14 protein-coding genes and 1 riboswitch are annotated in these 17,624 nt (G+C 45.8%); of the genes, 9 read left to right on the top strand and 5 right to left on the bottom strand.

Annotation, left to right across the window (positions count from 1 at the left end; genetic code table 11):
* Window positions 1–4 precede the first annotated feature (4 nt).
* On the top strand, window positions 5–1,024 hold the full coding sequence (galE, locus tag NST22_RS20315) for a UDP-glucose 4-epimerase GalE (protein WP_003244356.1): 1,020 nt from the start codon (window positions 5–7) through the stop codon (window positions 1,022–1,024).
* A 74-nt stretch (window positions 1,025–1,098) separates the two neighbouring features.
* Here galE and NST22_RS20310 read toward each other — a convergent pair whose 3' ends face one another.
* Entirely contained in the window at window positions 1,099–1,641 is a 543-nt protein-coding gene (locus tag NST22_RS20310; protein WP_119123080.1) for a DUF4352 domain-containing protein, read from the bottom strand.
* Between the two features lie 388 nt (window positions 1,642–2,029).
* Window positions 2,030–2,132: riboswitch (guanidine-I (ykkC/yxkD leader) on the top strand.
* A gap of 76 nt (window positions 2,133–2,208) precedes the next feature.
* Here NST22_RS20310 and NST22_RS20305 point away from each other — a divergent pair.
* Window positions 2,209–3,045, top strand: coding sequence for a YitT family protein (locus NST22_RS20305; RefSeq protein ID WP_003242615.1), 837 nt, complete (start codon window positions 2,209–2,211; stop codon window positions 3,043–3,045).
* A 41-nt stretch (window positions 3,046–3,086) separates the two neighbouring features.
* On the opposite strand, the gene NST22_RS20300 is transcribed toward NST22_RS20305, so the two are convergent.
* Window positions 3,087–4,544: an aldehyde dehydrogenase family protein gene (locus NST22_RS20300; protein WP_003243062.1), complete on the bottom strand. Its 1,458-nt coding sequence runs from the start codon at window positions 4,542–4,544 to the stop codon at window positions 3,087–3,089.
* 183 nt (window positions 4,545–4,727) lie between these two features.
* On the opposite strand from NST22_RS20300, the gene NST22_RS20295 reads away from it, so the two are divergent.
* From NST22_RS20295 to NST22_RS20285, 3 genes are all read left to right on the top strand, one after another.
* Entirely contained in the window at window positions 4,728–5,621 is an 894-nt protein-coding gene (locus NST22_RS20295) for a PucR family transcriptional regulator (protein ID WP_003242549.1), read from the top strand.
* 120 nt (window positions 5,622–5,741) lie between these two features.
* A complete protein-coding gene (gene msmX, locus NST22_RS20290) occupies window positions 5,742–6,839 on the top strand; it encodes a maltodextrin ABC transporter ATP-binding protein MsmX (RefSeq protein ID WP_003242648.1) in 1,098 nt (365 codons plus the stop codon).
* Between the two features lie 106 nt (window positions 6,840–6,945).
* On the top strand, window positions 6,946–7,785 hold the full coding sequence (locus NST22_RS20285; protein ID WP_003244194.1) for a polysaccharide deacetylase family protein: 840 nt from the start codon (window positions 6,946–6,948) through the stop codon (window positions 7,783–7,785).
* A gap of 13 nt (window positions 7,786–7,798) precedes the next feature.
* On the opposite strand, the gene NST22_RS20280 is transcribed toward NST22_RS20285, so the two are convergent.
* The 3 genes from NST22_RS20280 to cimH form a co-directional block, all read right to left on the bottom strand.
* Window positions 7,799–7,999, bottom strand: coding sequence for a hypothetical protein (locus tag NST22_RS20280; RefSeq protein ID WP_003243758.1), 201 nt, complete (start codon window positions 7,997–7,999; stop codon window positions 7,799–7,801).
* Window positions 8,000–8,056: 57 nt separating this feature from the next.
* Window positions 8,057–9,745: a M56 family metallopeptidase gene (locus NST22_RS20275; RefSeq protein WP_010886639.1), complete on the bottom strand. Its 1,689-nt coding sequence runs from the start codon at window positions 9,743–9,745 to the stop codon at window positions 8,057–8,059.
* Window positions 9,746–9,866: 121 nt separating this feature from the next.
* Complete coding sequence (gene cimH / locus NST22_RS20270) at window positions 9,867–11,219, bottom strand: citrate/malate transporter CimH (protein ID WP_003227271.1); 1,353 nt, start codon at window positions 11,217–11,219, stop codon at window positions 9,867–9,869.
* Between the two features lie 555 nt (window positions 11,220–11,774).
* Here cimH and cydA point away from each other — a divergent pair.
* The 4 genes from cydA to cydC are packed head-to-tail and all read left to right on the top strand — an operon-like array spanning window position 11,775 to window position 17,608.
* Window positions 11,775–13,181, top strand: a complete 1,407-nt coding sequence (gene cydA, locus NST22_RS20265) for a cytochrome ubiquinol oxidase subunit I (protein WP_003243795.1) — start codon at window positions 11,775–11,777, stop codon at window positions 13,179–13,181.
* A complete protein-coding gene (cydB, locus tag NST22_RS20260) occupies window positions 13,165–14,181 on the top strand; it encodes a cytochrome d ubiquinol oxidase subunit II (RefSeq protein WP_003244559.1) in 1,017 nt (338 codons plus the stop codon). Before cydA ends, cydB begins: the two co-directional genes overlap by 17 nt.
* Window positions 14,181–15,884, top strand: a complete 1,704-nt coding sequence (gene cydD, locus NST22_RS20255; protein ID WP_003244017.1) for a thiol reductant ABC exporter subunit CydD — start codon at window positions 14,181–14,183, stop codon at window positions 15,882–15,884. Before cydB ends, cydD begins: the two co-directional genes overlap by 1 nt.
* Window positions 15,881–17,608 carry a thiol reductant ABC exporter subunit CydC gene (cydC, locus tag NST22_RS20250; RefSeq protein ID WP_003244401.1) on the top strand — a complete coding sequence of 576 codons (1,728 nt, stop codon included), beginning with the start codon at window positions 15,881–15,883 and terminating at the stop codon, window positions 17,606–17,608. Before cydD ends, cydC begins: the two co-directional genes overlap by 4 nt.
* Window positions 17,609–17,624 lie beyond the last annotated feature (16 nt).

The raw sequence follows: 17,624 nt of genomic DNA, 5'->3' as shown, positions 1-17,624 counted from the left end.
CATCATGGCAATACTTGTTACTGGCGGTGCCGGTTACATTGGCAGCCACACATGTGTTGAACTATTGAACAGCGGCTACGAGATTGTTGTTCTTGATAATCTGTCCAACAGTTCAGCTGAAGCGCTGAACCGTGTCAAGGAGATTACAGGAAAAGATTTAACGTTCTACGAAGCGGATTTATTGGACCGGGAAGCGGTAGATTCCGTTTTTGCTGAAAATGAAATCGAAGCTGTGATTCATTTTGCAGGGTTAAAAGCAGTCGGCGAATCTGTGGCGATTCCCCTCAAATATTATCATAACAATTTGACAGGAACGTTTATTTTATGCGAGGCCATGGAGAAATACGGCGTCAAGAAAATCGTATTCAGTTCATCTGCGACAGTATACGGCGTTCCGGAAACATCGCCGATTACGGAAGACTTTCCATTAGGCGCGACAAATCCTTATGGGCAGACGAAGCTCATGCTTGAACAAATATTGCGTGATTTGCATACAGCCGACAATGAGTGGAGCGTTGCGCTGCTTCGTTACTTTAACCCGTTCGGCGCGCATCCAAGCGGACGGATCGGTGAAGACCCGAACGGAATCCCAAATAACCTTATGCCGTATGTGGCACAGGTAGCAGTCGGGAAGCTCGAGCAATTAAGCGTATTCGGAAATGACTATCCGACAAAAGACGGGACAGGCGTACGCGATTATATTCACGTCGTTGATCTCGCAGAAGGCCACGTCAAGGCGCTGGAAAAAGTATTGAACTCTACAGGAGCCGATGCATACAACCTTGGAACAGGCACAGGCTACAGCGTGCTGGAAATGGTCAAAGCCTTTGAAAAAGTGTCAGGGAAAGAGGTTCCATACCGTTTTGCGGACCGCCGTCCGGGAGACATCGCCACATGCTTTGCAGATCCTGCGAAAGCCAAGCGAGAACTAGGCTGGGAAGCGAAACGCGGCCTTGAGGAAATGTGTGCTGATTCCTGGAGATGGCAGTCTTCTAATGTGAATGGGTATAAGAGTGCGGAATAAGAATGGAGGCCTTCTCAATTGAGAAGGCCTTTTTTAAAGAACAAGGGTGCCTAAACAGGCACCCTTGTTAGCTGTTATTTGATTTTCACAATAACATCATTACTGAATTTTAGTTTCCAAGTGCCTTTTGCATAAGCTTCCTTGTCAACTTCAAATGCTTTTACACCTGTTACTTTAATATTAGGATTTAGATCACTCAAAATTTTAGAGTTATCAACTTTTGTCTCAGTTGCATAGTTTACAGAAGCATCAATATCAGAATCATAAGAAGTACCATCAGCATCAACTAATTTAACAGTTGGAATTGAAAAAGAGCTAATCGGCTTTTTAGATACGTTTTTAATTGTATATTGAACAGCTACAATTGTACCTCCCTCAGATGCTTTCTTTTCAACATATTGAGTACCGACAGTATCTCTGTCCTCTACCTTCGTAACCGTCACTTCAGTTTTTTCAGTTTTTACGGTATCACCGATATTGTATGTTTTTTCAGTTTCTGCTTTGCTGCTGCTTGATGTTTTGGAAGTGGCTTCTGAGCCGCCTCCGCCGCCAATCATATTACCGATAATAATGATGACAACAACTGCGAGAATAAACGTAATGATTTTATGTCGCATAAAAAAGTTACGTTGATCCTTACCGCAGTTAGGACATTTTTTTACACCCTTTGCAATTTCTTGACCGCAAGCTTTACAGGGTACTAGTTTTCCTGCCATTATATTTCCTCCTATGTAATAAAATGTACGAAACATATGTACTATAATGCCTATATTATTTCTCTTAGTCAATATAAAATTATGAATTTCTTATAATTATTATCATTTATAGTTACATTCGCTTGTAAAATATATGCTTTTTTTCTTATCGGTTATATCTGTTCTTTTTTAATAGATAAATCGTATTTTTTTCCAGCTTATCTGATGAAAACTCCGCAAATACCCCTTGAACCAATTCGAACCGTCCCTTATAATGCTAATATTGGAAAGTGAAAAGGATATGATAAAAACAGTGGTTTTCTAGGGTTCCGCAATGCAAATTGGACTGTGACCGAGAGAAAACACATAGCAGCTTGGCTGTTATGACACGGTGGGATAAAAGCCCAGGAGTTTCTGCTCTTTTTCGAGAGCGTTCTCCTGGGTTTTTTTATTTGCTAGAACAGAACAATGAAAAGGAGTGTTTTCGTGATGAAAAAGAGAATGCTGGATGTACTTATGCTTGTGATTGGCGCTTTTTTCTTCGCGCTTGCGGTTAATTTATTTGCGATTCCCAATGATCTTGGGGAAGGCGGAGTCACTGGGATTACGCTGATTTTGTATTATCTGTTTCAATGGTCTCCTGGTGTCACGAACTTTATCTTAAATGCGTTTTTGCTTTTAATCGGCTACAAGTTTCTTGATGGAAAAACAACGGTTTATACGATCATTGCGGTTGCGGCAAATTCGCTTTTTCTTCATCTGACACATGGGTGGAGCATTCCGTCTGATGAATTGATCATTAATACGATTTTCGCAGGTGTATTTGCCGGAGTCGGGATCGGCATGATTATCCGGGTCGGCGGGACGACGGCCGGTTCCGCGATTCTGGCCAGAATTGCTAATAAATATTTAGACTGGAATATCAGCTATGCACTCTTGTTTTTTGATTTAATCGTAGTATTTAGCTCTTATTTTATTATTGGTGCAGAAAAAATGATGTTTACGATCGTGATGCTGTATATCGGTACCAAAGTGATGGACTTCATTATTGAAGGTTTGAATACGAAAAAAGCCATTACGGTCATTTCAGAAAATAAGAGTGAGATTGCAGAGCAGGTAAATACCTTGATGGATCGGGGCGTGACGATTTTATCAGGGAAGGGAAATTATACGGGCCAGTCAAAAGAGATTTTGTATATCGTCATTAACAAACAGGAGCTGTCTATGCTGAAAAAAATCATTAGAAGCTGCGACAAAAAAGCGTTTGTGATCGTACATGACGTACGCGATGTGTTTGGCGAAGGGTTTGTGGATATATCTAAATAAAGAAAAATCCCTCTGTACTTGAAACAGAGGGATTTTTTCATTTAGAACGGATATTTGCGGTATTGCTTCTGTATCGAAATCCATTTCGTCACGGTAAATTCCTCGACGACCCACGGATTGCCGAAACGGCCGACACCGCTTGCTTTGTTTCCGCCAAAGGCAATATTCGGCGAATCATTGACGGACTGGTCGTTGACATGGGTCATGCCGCTGTCAATTTGCAGGGCGAACTTTTCGCCTTTTTCTAAATCAGAAGTGAAAACCGCAGAGCTGAGGCCGTATTCAGTATCATTTGCCATGTCAATCGCTTCCTGGTCGCTGCCAGCTTTAATAATGGTTGCGATTGGGGCAAACAGCTCCGTTTGGGCAATTTTGCTGTTGTTGTCCGCACCGACAAAGACGTACGGCGTCAGCACGTTTCCGACGCGTTTTCCTTCAACCGCAAGCTCAATGCCGTCTGTCTTTGCCTGCTCAATGATCTCCAGCGCTTTCTCGATTTGGCGCTCGTTGATCAGCGGGCCGACAACGGTTTTCGGATCGGTTTGATCGCCGTACGGAAGCTGTTTGACACGGGCGGTGAATTTTTCTACAAACTCATCGTATACATCTTGATGAACGATGATCCTGTTGATAATCATACAGATTTGTCCCTGGTGAATAAATTTTCCGAAAATCGCGGCATCCACAGCACGATCGACATCCGCATCTGAAAGAACGGCAAATGGATTGTTGCCGCCGAGCTCAAGTGCCATTCGTTTGAAGGCGCGACCGGCGATTTCACCGATGTGGCGCCCGACTGCTGTTGACCCTGTAAAGCTGATTAATCTCGGGATTGGATTGGTGAGCATGCCGTCCCCGATTTCCTTTACATCCGTCAGCATGACGTTAAGGACACCGGCAGGAAGACCGGCGTGTTCAAACGCTTTCGCAATGATGGTCCCGCCGGAAATAGCAGTTTGGATATCAGGCTTGTGAACAACGCTGTTACCCAGCGCAATTGCGGGCGCAATGGATCTCATGGATAGATTCATTGGGAAATTAAATGGAGAAATCGATGAAATGACACCTAGCGGAAGGCGGTAAATCTTATTGGTTTTCCCTTCAATGTCGGATGGCACCTCTTTGACGCCGCCTAATTCACCAGTATACGTCATGGCTTCATCTAAAATCGCAATCGTTTGTTCCAGCTCGATTGTTGATTTAATGATCGTTCCGCCAGTTTCGCGGGCGATCATCATAATGATGTCATCACGGTTTTCGTGTAAATAGCCGCGCGCTTTTTGCAGCACGGCTTTTCGGTCTTCCGTCGTGCTCTTGGCCCACTCTTTTTGGGCTTTCTGTGCAATGTCAAACGCATCCTCAAGCTGTTTGCCCGTTGCCAAAGATGCTGTTGTGATCACAGACTGGTCATACGGATTCAAAATGTCCTCCGTACGTCCGCTTTCTCCCCCAGTCCATTTTCCGTTGATAAAACTTTTGTTTAACGTTTCGAAACTCATAAGATGACCCTCCTTTGGTCCTGCATGTCTTCTTCTATTTCCGCTGAAGCCAATATGTAAACGAATGAGGTTTCCCTTTCAGTTTCTCGTCTATCTATACCGGATATACTCTTTTTTAGTGGAGAACATGTGTGTTTCGCCTTATACTGAATATACAGATCCTTACATAAGAGAGGAGACTCTATGAAATCGCTGCTGGCTATTTATCCCGGTTCGATTGTGTCTGAGGAGCTTTGCATAAGGGAAGGCTGTCTATGTTTTTTTGATGAGAGCAATCAGAGATATATCTCCATTCCGAAAACAGAGATCAGTGAAAAAGAAGTATTGGTGCTGCAGTCATTTTTGACGCCTGCGGATGAGGGCAATCAACTGTCTATGAAATCACCTGAGGAAAACAAGTGGTTTTCGTTCCTTTTTTCCAGAGGGGAATTGCCGGCGTATATAAAGAAACGGACGAGATTTGTTCACTTTCATTTATTCGGCAAAATAGAAAGGACGTCCTTTACGGAAGCGGTTCGCCATTTTTGGCCGGTGTCTTTTGTGATTGTGTGGATCCATGAGGACAGAGGTGTGATTGTCGAGCAGGAAAGTGAAGCGGCGGCGGAGAAGGACGAACTGGAATCGCTCGCTAAGGTTCTTGAAAGTGATTTCTACTTCAGTGTCCGTTTTTACGCCGGAAGATTTTACGAGCCGGATGAGTGTCTGCGAAAACATTACGCTCGTGAACAGGCGTATTTCCTGTTTGCTGAAAAACGGCTGCCTCAGGTGCAGAGTGTGACCTTTGAGATGATCTTTCCTTTTCTATTATTAGAAACAGAAAAAGAAAAACTGGAAACACTGCTCTCTGAAGAAGCTGAGCTTTTATTTGGAAGTGAATCTGAGCTAAGGAAGACCATTAAGCTGTTTATTGAAAACAACTCAAACGTCACATTAACAGCGAAAAAGCTGCATCTGCATCGCAACAGCCTGCAATATCGGATTGATAAATTTATTGAGCGGTCAGGGATAGATATCAAATCGTACAAAGGCGCGCTTCTTGCCTATTTTATCTGCCTGCAAAATGAAAGTTCAGAATAAATTGGAAATATGCACGAAAAATGGCTGGGTGATTTTATGAACGCTGCCCATTTTAGCGAGAGGGAATTGCTGTTACACTCAATATAAGAAAGCGTTTACAATAACAAAGGGGGATGTTAGATGGCTGAATTGCGGATGGAGCACATTTATAAATTTTATGATCAGAAGGAACCGGCGGTTGATGACTTTAACCTTCATATTGCCGATAAGGAATTTATCGTATTCGTCGGCCCGTCCGGCTGCGGGAAATCAACGACGCTGCGAATGGTCGCAGGACTTGAAGAAATTTCGAAAGGTGATTTTTATATTGAAGGAAAACGGGTCAATGATGTAGCGCCAAAGGACAGGGATATCGCGATGGTATTTCAGAACTACGCGCTTTATCCGCATATGACGGTCTACGATAATATCGCGTTCGGGCTCAAGCTTCGGAAAATGCCGAAGCCTGAAATCAAAAAAAGAGTCGAAGAAGCCGCTAAAATTCTCGGGCTTGAGGAATATTTGCACCGTAAACCGAAAGCGCTGTCAGGCGGACAGAGACAGCGGGTTGCGCTGGGCCGGGCAATCGTGCGGGATGCAAAGGTGTTCCTGATGGATGAGCCTTTGTCAAACCTGGACGCGAAGCTGAGGGTGCAAATGCGGGCGGAAATCATTAAGCTCCACCAGAGATTGCAGACTACAACGATTTATGTGACGCATGACCAGACAGAAGCGCTGACAATGGCGACACGGATTGTAGTCATGAAAGATGGGAAAATTCAGCAGATCGGGACGCCGAAGGATGTATATGAATTCCCTGAAAACGTCTTTGTCGGCGGGTTTATCGGATCACCGGCGATGAATTTTTTCAAAGGAAAGCTCACGGATGGCTTAATCAAAATCGGTTCTGCGGCATTAACCGTCCCGGAAGGAAAAATGAAAGTGCTGCGTGAAAAAGGCTACATCGGCAAAGAGGTCATCTTCGGCATCCGTCCTGAGGATATACATGATGAATTGATTGTCGTGGAATCATATAAGAACTCTTCGATTAAGGCGAAAATTAATGTTGCAGAGCTGCTCGGTTCTGAAATTATGATTTATTCGCAGATAGACAACCAAGACTTTATTGCGCGGATCGACGCCCGCCTCGATATTCAATCGGGCGATGAGCTGACGGTTGCATTTGATATGAATAAAGGCCATTTCTTTGACAGTGAGACAGAAGTGAGAATCCGATAAGATCAAAAAAACCGGACATGGAGACATGTCCGGTTTTTTGCTATTGAAAATCTCAGAATCAAACCGATGAAAAAGGAGGAAGAAATAGACAGAAAGCAGGAGAACGATGAAACGATTGTTTTTAAGCATCTTTCTTTTGGGCAGCTGTTTGGCTCTTGCGGCTTGTGCTGATCAAGAGGCGAATGCAGAGCAGCCGATGCCAAAAGCGGAACAAAAGAAACCGGAAAAAAAGGCAGTACAAGTTCAGAAAAAAGAAGACGATACATCCGCATGGATCAAAACAGAGAAACCGGCAAAGCTGCCGATTTTGATGTACCACAGCATTTCTTCAGGAAACAGCCTCCGTGTGCCAAAGAAAGAATTCGAGGCGCATATGAAGTGGCTTCATGATAACGGCTATCAGACATTAACGCCGAAAGAGGCATCTCTCATGCTGACGCAGGATAAAAAACCGAGTGAGAAGTGCGTGCTGATCACATTTGATGACGGGTACACCGACAATTATCAAGATGCGTATCCGGTGCTGAAAAAGTACGGGATGAAGGCAACGATTTTTATGATCGGCAAATCGATCGGACATAAGCACCATCTGACAGAGGAACAAATGAAGGAAATGGCACAGCACGGCATATCGATTGAAAGCCATACGATTGACCACCTTGAGCTGAACGGATTAACGCCTCAACAGCAGCAAAGTGAGATGGCTGATTCGAAAAAGCTGTTCGACAACATGTTTCATCAGCAAACCACCATCATCAGCTATCCGGTAGGGCGCTACAATGAGGAGACGCTGAAGGCCGCTGAAAAAACAGGCTATCAAATGGGCGTGACGACAGAACCGGGCGCGGCTTCGAGAGACCAGGGAATGTATGCCCTCCATCGTGTGCGCGTGTCCCCAGGCATGTCAGGCTCGGCTTTTGGTGCGTACATCGAATCAATGAAATAAAAAAAGGCGGCGTTTAATCGCCGCCCCCTCCGCCGCCACAGCCGGAATCGCTGAAACCTCCGTCACTGCTGCATCCATCATGGTGTGAGCTATGATCTGAATAACCGAAATACCCGCTGTCCGCCTGCTGGCGGCTTTTGTTTTTCGAGGGCTGCGGCTGAATGACTGAAAGAAAAACAATAATAGATATAAACAATAAGATGATCACAATCACTTCGCGTCACTCCCTTTTTTCACCATATCTGTTATACGGATGAAACGCTGACCGGTTTCATTTCAAAGTGATCGATTCTTTCAGTCGGTCTCTGAGCCAGCGCTTTAGCACCCCATGTCCTTTGTTTGACAATAAAGTGCCGACACGCCAATACATAGGAGGATGAGGAGCGAACTGAAAATCAATCAATCTGAAAAACCAGCTTTTATCACGGGTGAGAGAATCAATTTGAAGCTCGTCTTCACCTGCTTCAGAGCTATAGGCACTTTGTTTCTGTATATCCTCATCTTGCCGAACCGCCAAGATTCTCAAGGCTTCAGCCATTTGTTTGTAACCGCCGTCCAGCAATGATGCGCCAAGGTTGTCAGCACGCACCTCCATCCATTGTGAACAAAAGGATTGATAGAGCTGGAATAGGATAATGATTGCCATAATGAAAGCCCAAAGCGCAATTTTGTGGGCCTCGGGATGGGTGATATGCTGCTCAAACAAGAGGAAAATCCCCACGACAGCTCCAAGATATAGAAAACGCAAAAGCTGTGATGACAGAACGTCACGTTTTTTGATATGAATCGCCTCATGGGCCAGAATGCCTTCAATGACACGCTGTGGAAGTGTTAGTGTGGCGCTTGTCAGGATGACCATTGACCTCCCGACATTCATGCCTACTGCCATTCCGTTGTAATCATCACTCTCCGTTTCGTATATGCGGACATGGGAAATGCCGGCCGATCTGAAAATCTTATCGGCCGCGGCCTGTACATGCGGATGATGACAAGACTTGGCGTCCATCGCCGCCCGCAACACACGGTCTGACATATACATGTTGAATACCCAATATAGGATTACGGCAACAGCCATGACCCATGGAGAGGCGTGTAATGCGTATAACGCGAGCACCAATAAGGCGTAAGCGGATACCCCTTTTACGCTGGCGGCAAAATAAAGCTTACCGAGCAGCCGCTTCACATTTTTTCGATGATAAAACGGCAAAACAGAAATCACATTGTCCACATTGTTTTCTGCATCTGTGTATTCCTGAAGAATTGTTTTCCATTTTTGCGGTTCCTTCACCGTCAGAAACAGTGTTTCGCCGGGAAGAGACAGTTTAATGACTTGCTGAAAGCTTGTTGTCAAATCTAAACGGGATGAATACATCGTCAGAAGCGGATGGAGCTTTAAGAGATCTGCTGTTGATTCAAGCTGAATGTTCTTCAAATCGGAAAGCGGGTATGTACGGGTTTCATAGTGTGAGCTGATATGCAATTTTTCTAAGGCTGCTGAATAAAAAACCTTTACGCTAAAAACATTCAGTATTCGCTTCACAAGTGCCCCTCCGCCGGAGATCATTCCGAGAAGGATCACATATTTGAGAGGGCTTGTGTCAGGTCCATAGATGAAAAAAATGACAGCCCCTGCAAACACAATGGCGGTCAGCGTAATGTCTGACAGGAGGCGTGTTTTGTTTTTGGCAAGCTCGATTTCCTGCCAGTCTCCCGAAGGTTTTTCCACACGCTCTGAAACAATGAGATCCATTGCGGTCCAATAGCAGTAGAACATTGTCGCGAGTGAGACAATGCCGTCCATGAATGAGAGATGAGAGAAGATGTAAGCCGCAGCGCCGACCCATAGAACAATATCAATCCAGAAGTCTATGGCCGGAATGAGTTTTGCAGCTAGGGCTGATATCAAATAAAATCCCAGCCCGAGAAGCATAAAGAGAAATAGATGAGTTCCCATAGGCATGCCAGATTCCTTTCTATCTAGTATTTCCAACTATTACTATAGCATGGGATGGGAACTTGCAAAAACATGGACATGCAAAAAAGCAAGCTCTTTCGTTTGACGAAGAACTTGCTTGCGGGGATCAATAAAACTGGTGCAGCAGCAATAAGGTTAAGGATACTGTAATCGCGCCCCCGATGCGGGTAGACACCTGGGCGAAAGGCATTAGCTCAAGCCTTTCAGCGGCGCTTAAAATGGCAACGTCACCCGTGCCGCCTTGCCCAGAATGGCATGCATTAATAATGGCGGTTTCAATCGGATACATGTTCAGCCATTTTCCAGTGAAGAAGCCAACGGCCATCATGGTCACAACGACAGACAGAATCGTGATAATATTGCTGAGGTTAAAAGCGGCGACAAGCTTGTCCCACGGCGTCATGGATACCCCAATCGCAAAGAGAAGCGGGTAGGTCACAGCTGTTGAAAAGAAGCGGGACACTCCAAACGCGCCATTTTCAATTGAGGCAGGCACCAATCTGAACAGCTTGATTAGAACAGCCAGTAACAGCATGGCAACGGGTGCCGGAAAACCGAAAAAATCGTGAGCGAGCATGCCGACTAAGTATAAAGAAACAGCAAGGATACCGCCTGACGCAAATAAAGAAAGGTTGAACATTTGCTGTCCGCTTTGAGATTCCTCCAGCGCAGGGGACTCTTCTTCGGAGCGGTCCACTTTGCCGTTGCCTGTCCATTCCGGTTTTTTCTTTCCGATTCGGTTCAGCAATCCCGCTAGAATAATCGCGCACAAGCTGCCCAGCATAATCGATGGCAGAACAAGTGCAAACGCTTCCCCTTGAGAAATGGGCATGATGTCAGAATATCCGATGGACAGCGGGATAGCGCCTTCTCCGACTCCTCCAGCCATGATCGGAATGACAATGTACAGCAGGGTATGCTGAAATCCGAGTCCGAGCAATGTCCCGACAGCCAGTCCGACAATAGCGGCTGTGACAGAACCGACAATAAGCGGAATAAAGATTTTCATGAATGCTTTTACGAGTGTTTCTCTTTTCATGCCGAGAATGCTTCCGACGACAATACCGGCGATAAACAAATATAGAAAGTTTGAGTTTTCTGTAAATTCTGTGGTGGATTTGACGATATCATTAGGCAGCAGGTGATAGTACACGACAGCGGACGGAATAAAAGTAGCTAGGATGGCCGGGCCGCCGATAGAACGAACAATCGGTATCGATTTGCCGATTTGGGCAAAGGTAAACCCGAAAAACGCCATGACGGCAATGGATGTCAAAATGTCACTTTTTACATCGTGATGCATAACAAAAACAGTGATTAATATAAACAGCAAGGCATACACAGGAAGCGGTATGATGCCTACTTTTATATTCATGGCTTTCGCAAACCAATTCTCTTTTCGAACCCCTTCGTGAATTGTATCCGTTTGCAATTGCATGTGTGTTTGAAGCTCTCCCATTGAAAAACCTCCCCTATTCTTGATGCAGTGAAATTGTTCACTATGTTAAGTATACTAAAAAATTGAAATTATTAATATATTAAAAATTTACTATTCAACTTTTCTCCTCTTACCGGTTCAAATGAAAAGAGGCATTCTGACTAAAATCGGTTTAAGACGGAATGCTGAGACTCGAGTGCTGGGGCGGGGGCAAGCATTTTGTTCGCAAGGAACGATGTGTTGATGTACGATAATAAAGGGTCATTTATCCTAGCAGCCGACATAAATAAGCAACAAAATAGACAAAAATCCGTCACATAGTGCGGGACTTTTTAGGTATTTTAGGCTTTATTTTTGAAATGAATCGTTGTAAAGTACTTAATATGAACCAGTCAGAGATTGTGTCATTTGGTCAGTCTGGCAATCTTGCATCATATTGGATGACTTTTTGACACATTTGTGAAATATTGAGCAATATTTTTTTCGTCTATTTTGTGAATTACTGATCAAAGTCTCGGTTCTATTTGTGAAGTAGTGAGCAAATTAACAGTTTTAACCGGAAATGGAGGAGAAAGCATGAGTGAATTGGTATTAGCCCGCATACAATTTGCATCAACAACGTTGTTTCACTTCTTGTTTGTGCCGATGTCTATCGGGCTTGTGTTTATGGTTGCGTTGATGGAGACTCTTTATCTTGTAAAGAAAAATGAGCTGTATCTCAAAATGGCAAAGTTTTGGGGACACTTATTCTTAATAAATTTCGCAGTCGGTGTTGTAACGGGGATTTTGCAAGAATTCCAGTTTGGACTGAACTGGTCAGATTACTCCCGTTTTGTCGGAGATGTATTTGGCGCTCCGCTTGCGATTGAAGCATTATTGGCGTTTTTCATGGAATCTATTTTTATCGGATTATGGATTTTTGGCTGGGACCGCCTGCCGAAGAAAATTCACGCGCTCTGCATATGGCTCGTATCATTCGGAACGATCATGTCATCTTTCTGGATTTTAACAGCAAACTCCTTTATGCAGGAGCCGGTCGGCTTTACGATCAAAAACGGCCGCGCGGAAATGAATGATTTTGGCGCGTTGATTACAAACCCTCAGCTTTGGGTTGAATTCCCGCACGTTATTTTCGGTGCGCTTGCCACTGGAGCTTTCTTTATTGCCGGAGTGAGTGCTTTTAAACTGCTGAAGAAAAAAGAAGTGCCGTTCTTTAAGCAATCTTTTAAACTCGCAATGATCGTCGGTCTTTGTGCCGGTCTTGGCGTCGGCCTTAGCGGACACATGCAGGCTGAGCACTTGATGGAATCACAGCCGATGAAAATGGCTGCCAGTGAAGGCCTATGGGAAGACAGCGGTGACCCTGCTGCTTGGACCGCTTTTGCGACGATCGATACAAAAAATGAAAAAAGCTCAAATGAAATCAAAGTTCCTTATGCCTTGAGCTACTTGGCTTATCAGAAATTCAGCGGAAGTGTCAAAGGGATGAAAACCCTTCAGGCTGAGTACGAAAAAATATACGGAAAAGGCGACTACATTCCGCCAGTGAAAACGACATTCTGGAGCTTCCGCATCATGGTAGGAGCAGGTGTTGTCATGATTCTTGCTGCGTTAGGCGGCCTTTGGTTAAACCGCCGTAAAAAGCTTGAAAACAGCAAATGGTATTTGCGCATCATGATCGCGTTGATTTCCTTCCCGTTTCTTGCAAACTCCGCGGGCTGGATTATGACAGAAATCGGACGTCAGCCTTGGACGGTTATGGGGTTAATGACAACCGCTCAATCTGTGTCGCCTAACGTAACAGCGGGTTCCTTGTTATTCTCAATCATCGCATTCGGTGTGATGTACATGATTCTTGGTGCACTGCTTGTCTTCTTGTTTATCCGTGAGATTAAAAAAGGTGCGGAGCATGATAATCATCATGATGTGCCTGTATCAACAGATCCATTTAGTCAGGAGGTATACCATGGCATCTCTTCATGATCTTTGGTTTATACTCGTTGCTGTATTGTTTGTAGGATTCTTCTTTTTGGAAGGCTTTGATTTCGGGGTCGGCATGGCGACCCGTTTTCTTGGCCATAATGAATTAGAACGCAGAGTGCTGATCAACACGATCGGGCCGTTCTGGGACGCGAATGAAGTGTGGCTTTTGACTGGCGCAGGCGCCATTTTCGCGGCATTCCCAAACTGGTATGCAACGATGCTGAGCGGTTATTACATTCCGTTTGTCATAGTGCTGCTTGCGTTAATGGGCCGCGGGGTCGCGTTTGAGTTCCGCGGCAAGGTGGATCATTTAAAATGGGTAAAGGTTTGGGACTGGGTCGTTTTTTTCGGCAGTCTAATTCCTCCGTTTGTGCTTGGTGTGCTGTTCACGACATTATTCCGCGGGATGCCGATTGATGCCGACATGAACATTCACGCACATGTATCTGATTATATCAATGTATATTCTATACTTGGCGGTGTGACGGTAACGCTTCTTTGCTTCCAGCATGGATTAATGTTTATCACGCTGCGTACGATTGGTGATTTGCAAAACCGCGCCCGGAAAATGGCGCAAAAGATAATGGGTGTTGTTTTTGTAGCGGTTCTTGCCTTCGCGGCCCTTTCTGCGTATCAGACAGACATGTTTACACGCCGCGGCGAGATTACCATTCCGCTCGCTGTTTTGATTGTCATCTGCTTTATGCTCGCGGCTGTATTTATTCGTAAGAAAAAAGACGGCTGGACATTTGGGATGACAGGCGCTGGTCTGGCGCTGACCGTGGGAATGATCTTTATTTCCCTATTCCCTCGTGTAATGGTCAGCTCGCTTCATAGCGCATACGATTTAACAGTAGCTAACGCTTCTTCTGGAGATTATTCGCTTAAAGTCATGTCAATTGCAGCATTAACGCTATTGCCGTTCGTCATCGGCAGCCAGATCTGGAGCTATTATGTCTTCCGGAAGCGCGTCAGCCATAAGGAGCCTATGACTTATTAATGGGAAAAGACCTGTTTCGATATAAAGGAATGAAGCGGATTCTCACCTTGATTACTTGTTTAACGTTGATTCAGACAGCCGCCATTATTATGCAGGCAGAGTGGCTGAGTGAGGCCGTAACCGGACTGTTCAACGGGAAGGGCATTACCTCCCTTTTACCGGTGATCGGCTTTTTCCTCATCGCTTTTATCGCCCGGCACGGGATGACGGTGGCGCGACAGAAAATCGTCTATCAATACGCCGCCCGGACAGGAGCAGATTTGAGGAAAAGTTTTCTTGATCAGCTGTTCCGATTAGGCCCCCGCTTTGCAAAGAAAGAGGGGACGGGGCAAATGGTGACGCTGGCGATGGAAGGCATCAGCCAGTTCCGCCGCTACCTGGAGCTGTTTCTGCCGAAAATGGTCAGCATGGCGATTGTGCCTGCGGCAGTTGTCATTTATGTGTTTTTTCAGGATCGGACATCAGCCATCATTTTAGTCGCTGCTATGCCGATTCTGATCATCTTTATGATTCTCCTCGGCCTTGTCGCGCAGAGAAAAGCGGATCGTCAGTGGAAATCCTATCAGAGACTTTCCAATCATTTTGTTGATTCTCTTCGCGGGCTGGAGACATTGCGTTTCCTAGGTTTGAGCAAGTCACACAGCAAAAATATTTTCTATGTGAGTGAGCGGTATCGCAAGGCAACGATGAGCACACTCCGGGTGGCGTTTTTGTCATCATTCGCCCTCGATTTTTTCACGATGCTGTCGGTGGCGACAGTCGCAGTATTTCTGGGCCTGCGCCTCATTGACGGCGATATTTTGCTTGGCCCTGCTTTAACGGCGCTTATTCTGGCGCCTGAGTATTTTTTGCCGGTGCGGGAAGTGGGGAATGATTATCATGCAACGCTGAACGGCCAGGAAGCAGGAAAAACCATTCAAGAGATTTTGTCGCAGCCTGGTTTTAAAGAAGAGACGCCGCTTCAGCTCGAAGCTTGGTCCGATCAGGATGAGCTGAAGCTGTCAGGCGTGTCAGTCGGCCGTTCGGTGTCTGATATTCATCTCTCATTCAAAGGCAAGAAAAAAATCGGCATTATCGGTGCAAGCGGCGCCGGAAAATCAACATTAATTGATATTCTCGGCGGATTTTTAGAGCCGGATGGCGGGATGATTGAGGTTAATGGTACAAGCCGGTCCCATTTGCAGGACGGCAGCTGGCAGAAGAACCTTCTTTACATTCCCCAGCATCCGTACATTTTTGATGATACGCTTGGCAACAACATTCGCTTCTACCATCCAAGCGCTTCGGCAGAGGATACAACACGTGCTGCTGCCTCAGCGGGACTGACGGAGCTGGTGAACAACCTTCCTGACGGATTAGAGGGGCGGATCGGGGAAGGCGGCCGGGCGCTCAGCGGCGGCCAGGCACAGCGTGTCGCGCTGGCCCGCGCCTTTTTGGGAAACCGTCCGATCCTGCTGCTGGATGAGCCGACCGCCCATCTTGATATCGAAACAGAATATGAAATAAAAGAAACGATGCTGGATTTATTTGAGGATAAGCTCGTCTTTCTCGCGACTCACCGCCTTCACTGGATGCTCGATATGGACGAAATTATCGTGCTTGACGGGGGCAGGGTTGCGGAAATTGGGACTCACAATGAACTGCTGGAGAAAAACGGTGTGTATACCAAACTCGTGAAGGCACAACTGGGGGAAAGAGCATGAAGAAAGAAGAATGGATTTTGCCGTATATCAAGCAAAATGCCCGCCTGTTCGTTCTGGTTATCTTTTTGGGTGCGGTGACGATTTTTTCTGCTGCTTTTCTCATGTTCACCTCAGGTTTTTTGATTTCTAAAGCGGCGACAAGGCCGGAAAACATTCTGCTCATTTATGTGCCGATTGTCGCTGTGCGCACCTTTGGGATTGCGCGCTCTGTGTCGCGATATGTGGAACGGCTCGTCGGCCATCACATCATTTTGAAAATCGTATCTGACATGCGCGTCCGCCTTTACAATATGCTTGAGCCGGGTGCTTTGATGCTGCGTTCCCGTTTTCGCACGGGGGATATGCTCGGCATTTTGTCTGAGGATATTGAGCATTTGCAGGATGCTTTCTTAAAAACGATTTTTCCTGCGATCTCAGCCTTGCTCCTGTATGCTGTGTCAGTGATAGCGCTCGGCTTCTTCTCTTGGCCGTTTGCCATATTGCTTGCGCTGTATTTGTTTGTTCTTGTTGTATTGTTTCCGGTTGTGTCTTTGCTCGTGACGAGAGCGAAGAATGCGAAGCTGAAAAGCGGACGGAATGTGCTGTACAGCCGTCTGACAGATGCTGTGATGGGTGTCAGCGACTGGATGTTCAGCGGACGCCGGCATGCTTTTATTGATGCTTATGAAAAAGAGGAACGTGATTGGTTTGAGCTTGAACGGAAAAAACAACGCTTTACAAGATGGCGGGACTTTGCTGCGCAATGCCTTGTCGCTGGCCTTATTTTGCTGATGCTGTTTTGGACAGCGGGACAGCAAGCGGACGGCGAGCTCGCTAAAACGATGATTGCCGCTTTTGTGCTAGTGGTGTTTCCGTTGACGGAAGCCTTTTTGCCGCTTTCGGATGCCTTAGGCGAAGTGCCGGGCTATCAGGATTCTATCAGACGCATGAACAATGTGGCTCCTCAGCCGGAGGCGTCACAAACTGAATCAGGGGATCAAATTCTCGATCTTCAAGATGTCACCTTGGCCTTTCGTGATGTGACGTTTTCTTATGACAACAGCAGCCAAGTGCTGCACAACTTTTCCTTTACGCTGCGCCAAGGAGAAAAAATGGCGCTGCTCGGCCGAAGCGGCTCTGGGAAATCAACATCGCTTGCATTAATCGAAGGCGCCTTGAAACCGGACTCCGGTTCTGTGACGTTAAACGGAGTGGAGACAGCGCTGTTAAAGGATCAGATTGCGGATGCGGTGGCCGTGTTAAATCAAAAACCGCACCTGTTTGATACAAGCATTTTGAACAACATCAGGCTCGGAAACGGAGAAGCAAGCGACGAGGATGTGCGCCGCGCCGCAAAGCAGGTCAAGCTGCATGACTACATTGAGTCATTGCCTGACGGATATCATACCTCTGTACAAGAAACCGGCATCCGTTTTTCCGGTGGAGAGCGCCAGCGGATCGCACTTGCGAGGATTTTGCTGCAGGATACACCGATCATCATCCTCGATGAGCCAACAGTCGGCCTCGATCCTATTACCGAACGTGAATTGATGGAAACGGTGTTTGAGGTGCTGAAAGGAAAAACGATTTTATGGATTACACACCATCTCGCGGGAGTGGAAGCAGCCGATAAAATCGTATTTCTCGAAAACGGCAAAACAGAAATGGAAGGAACCCATGAGGAGCTGCTGGCGGCAAACGAACGATATCGCCGCCTGTATCACCTTGATGTTCCTGTAAAATAAAAGACAGCCCTAAAAG

The organism is Bacillus sp. PS237, from assembly GCF_037963345.1.
In the GTDB taxonomy this organism is placed as follows: Bacteria; Bacillota; Bacilli; order Bacillales; family Bacillaceae; genus Bacillus; species Bacillus subtilis.
The sequence above is the reverse complement of the archived record's forward strand: the minus strand, read 5'-3'. Positions and strand labels throughout refer to the sequence as shown.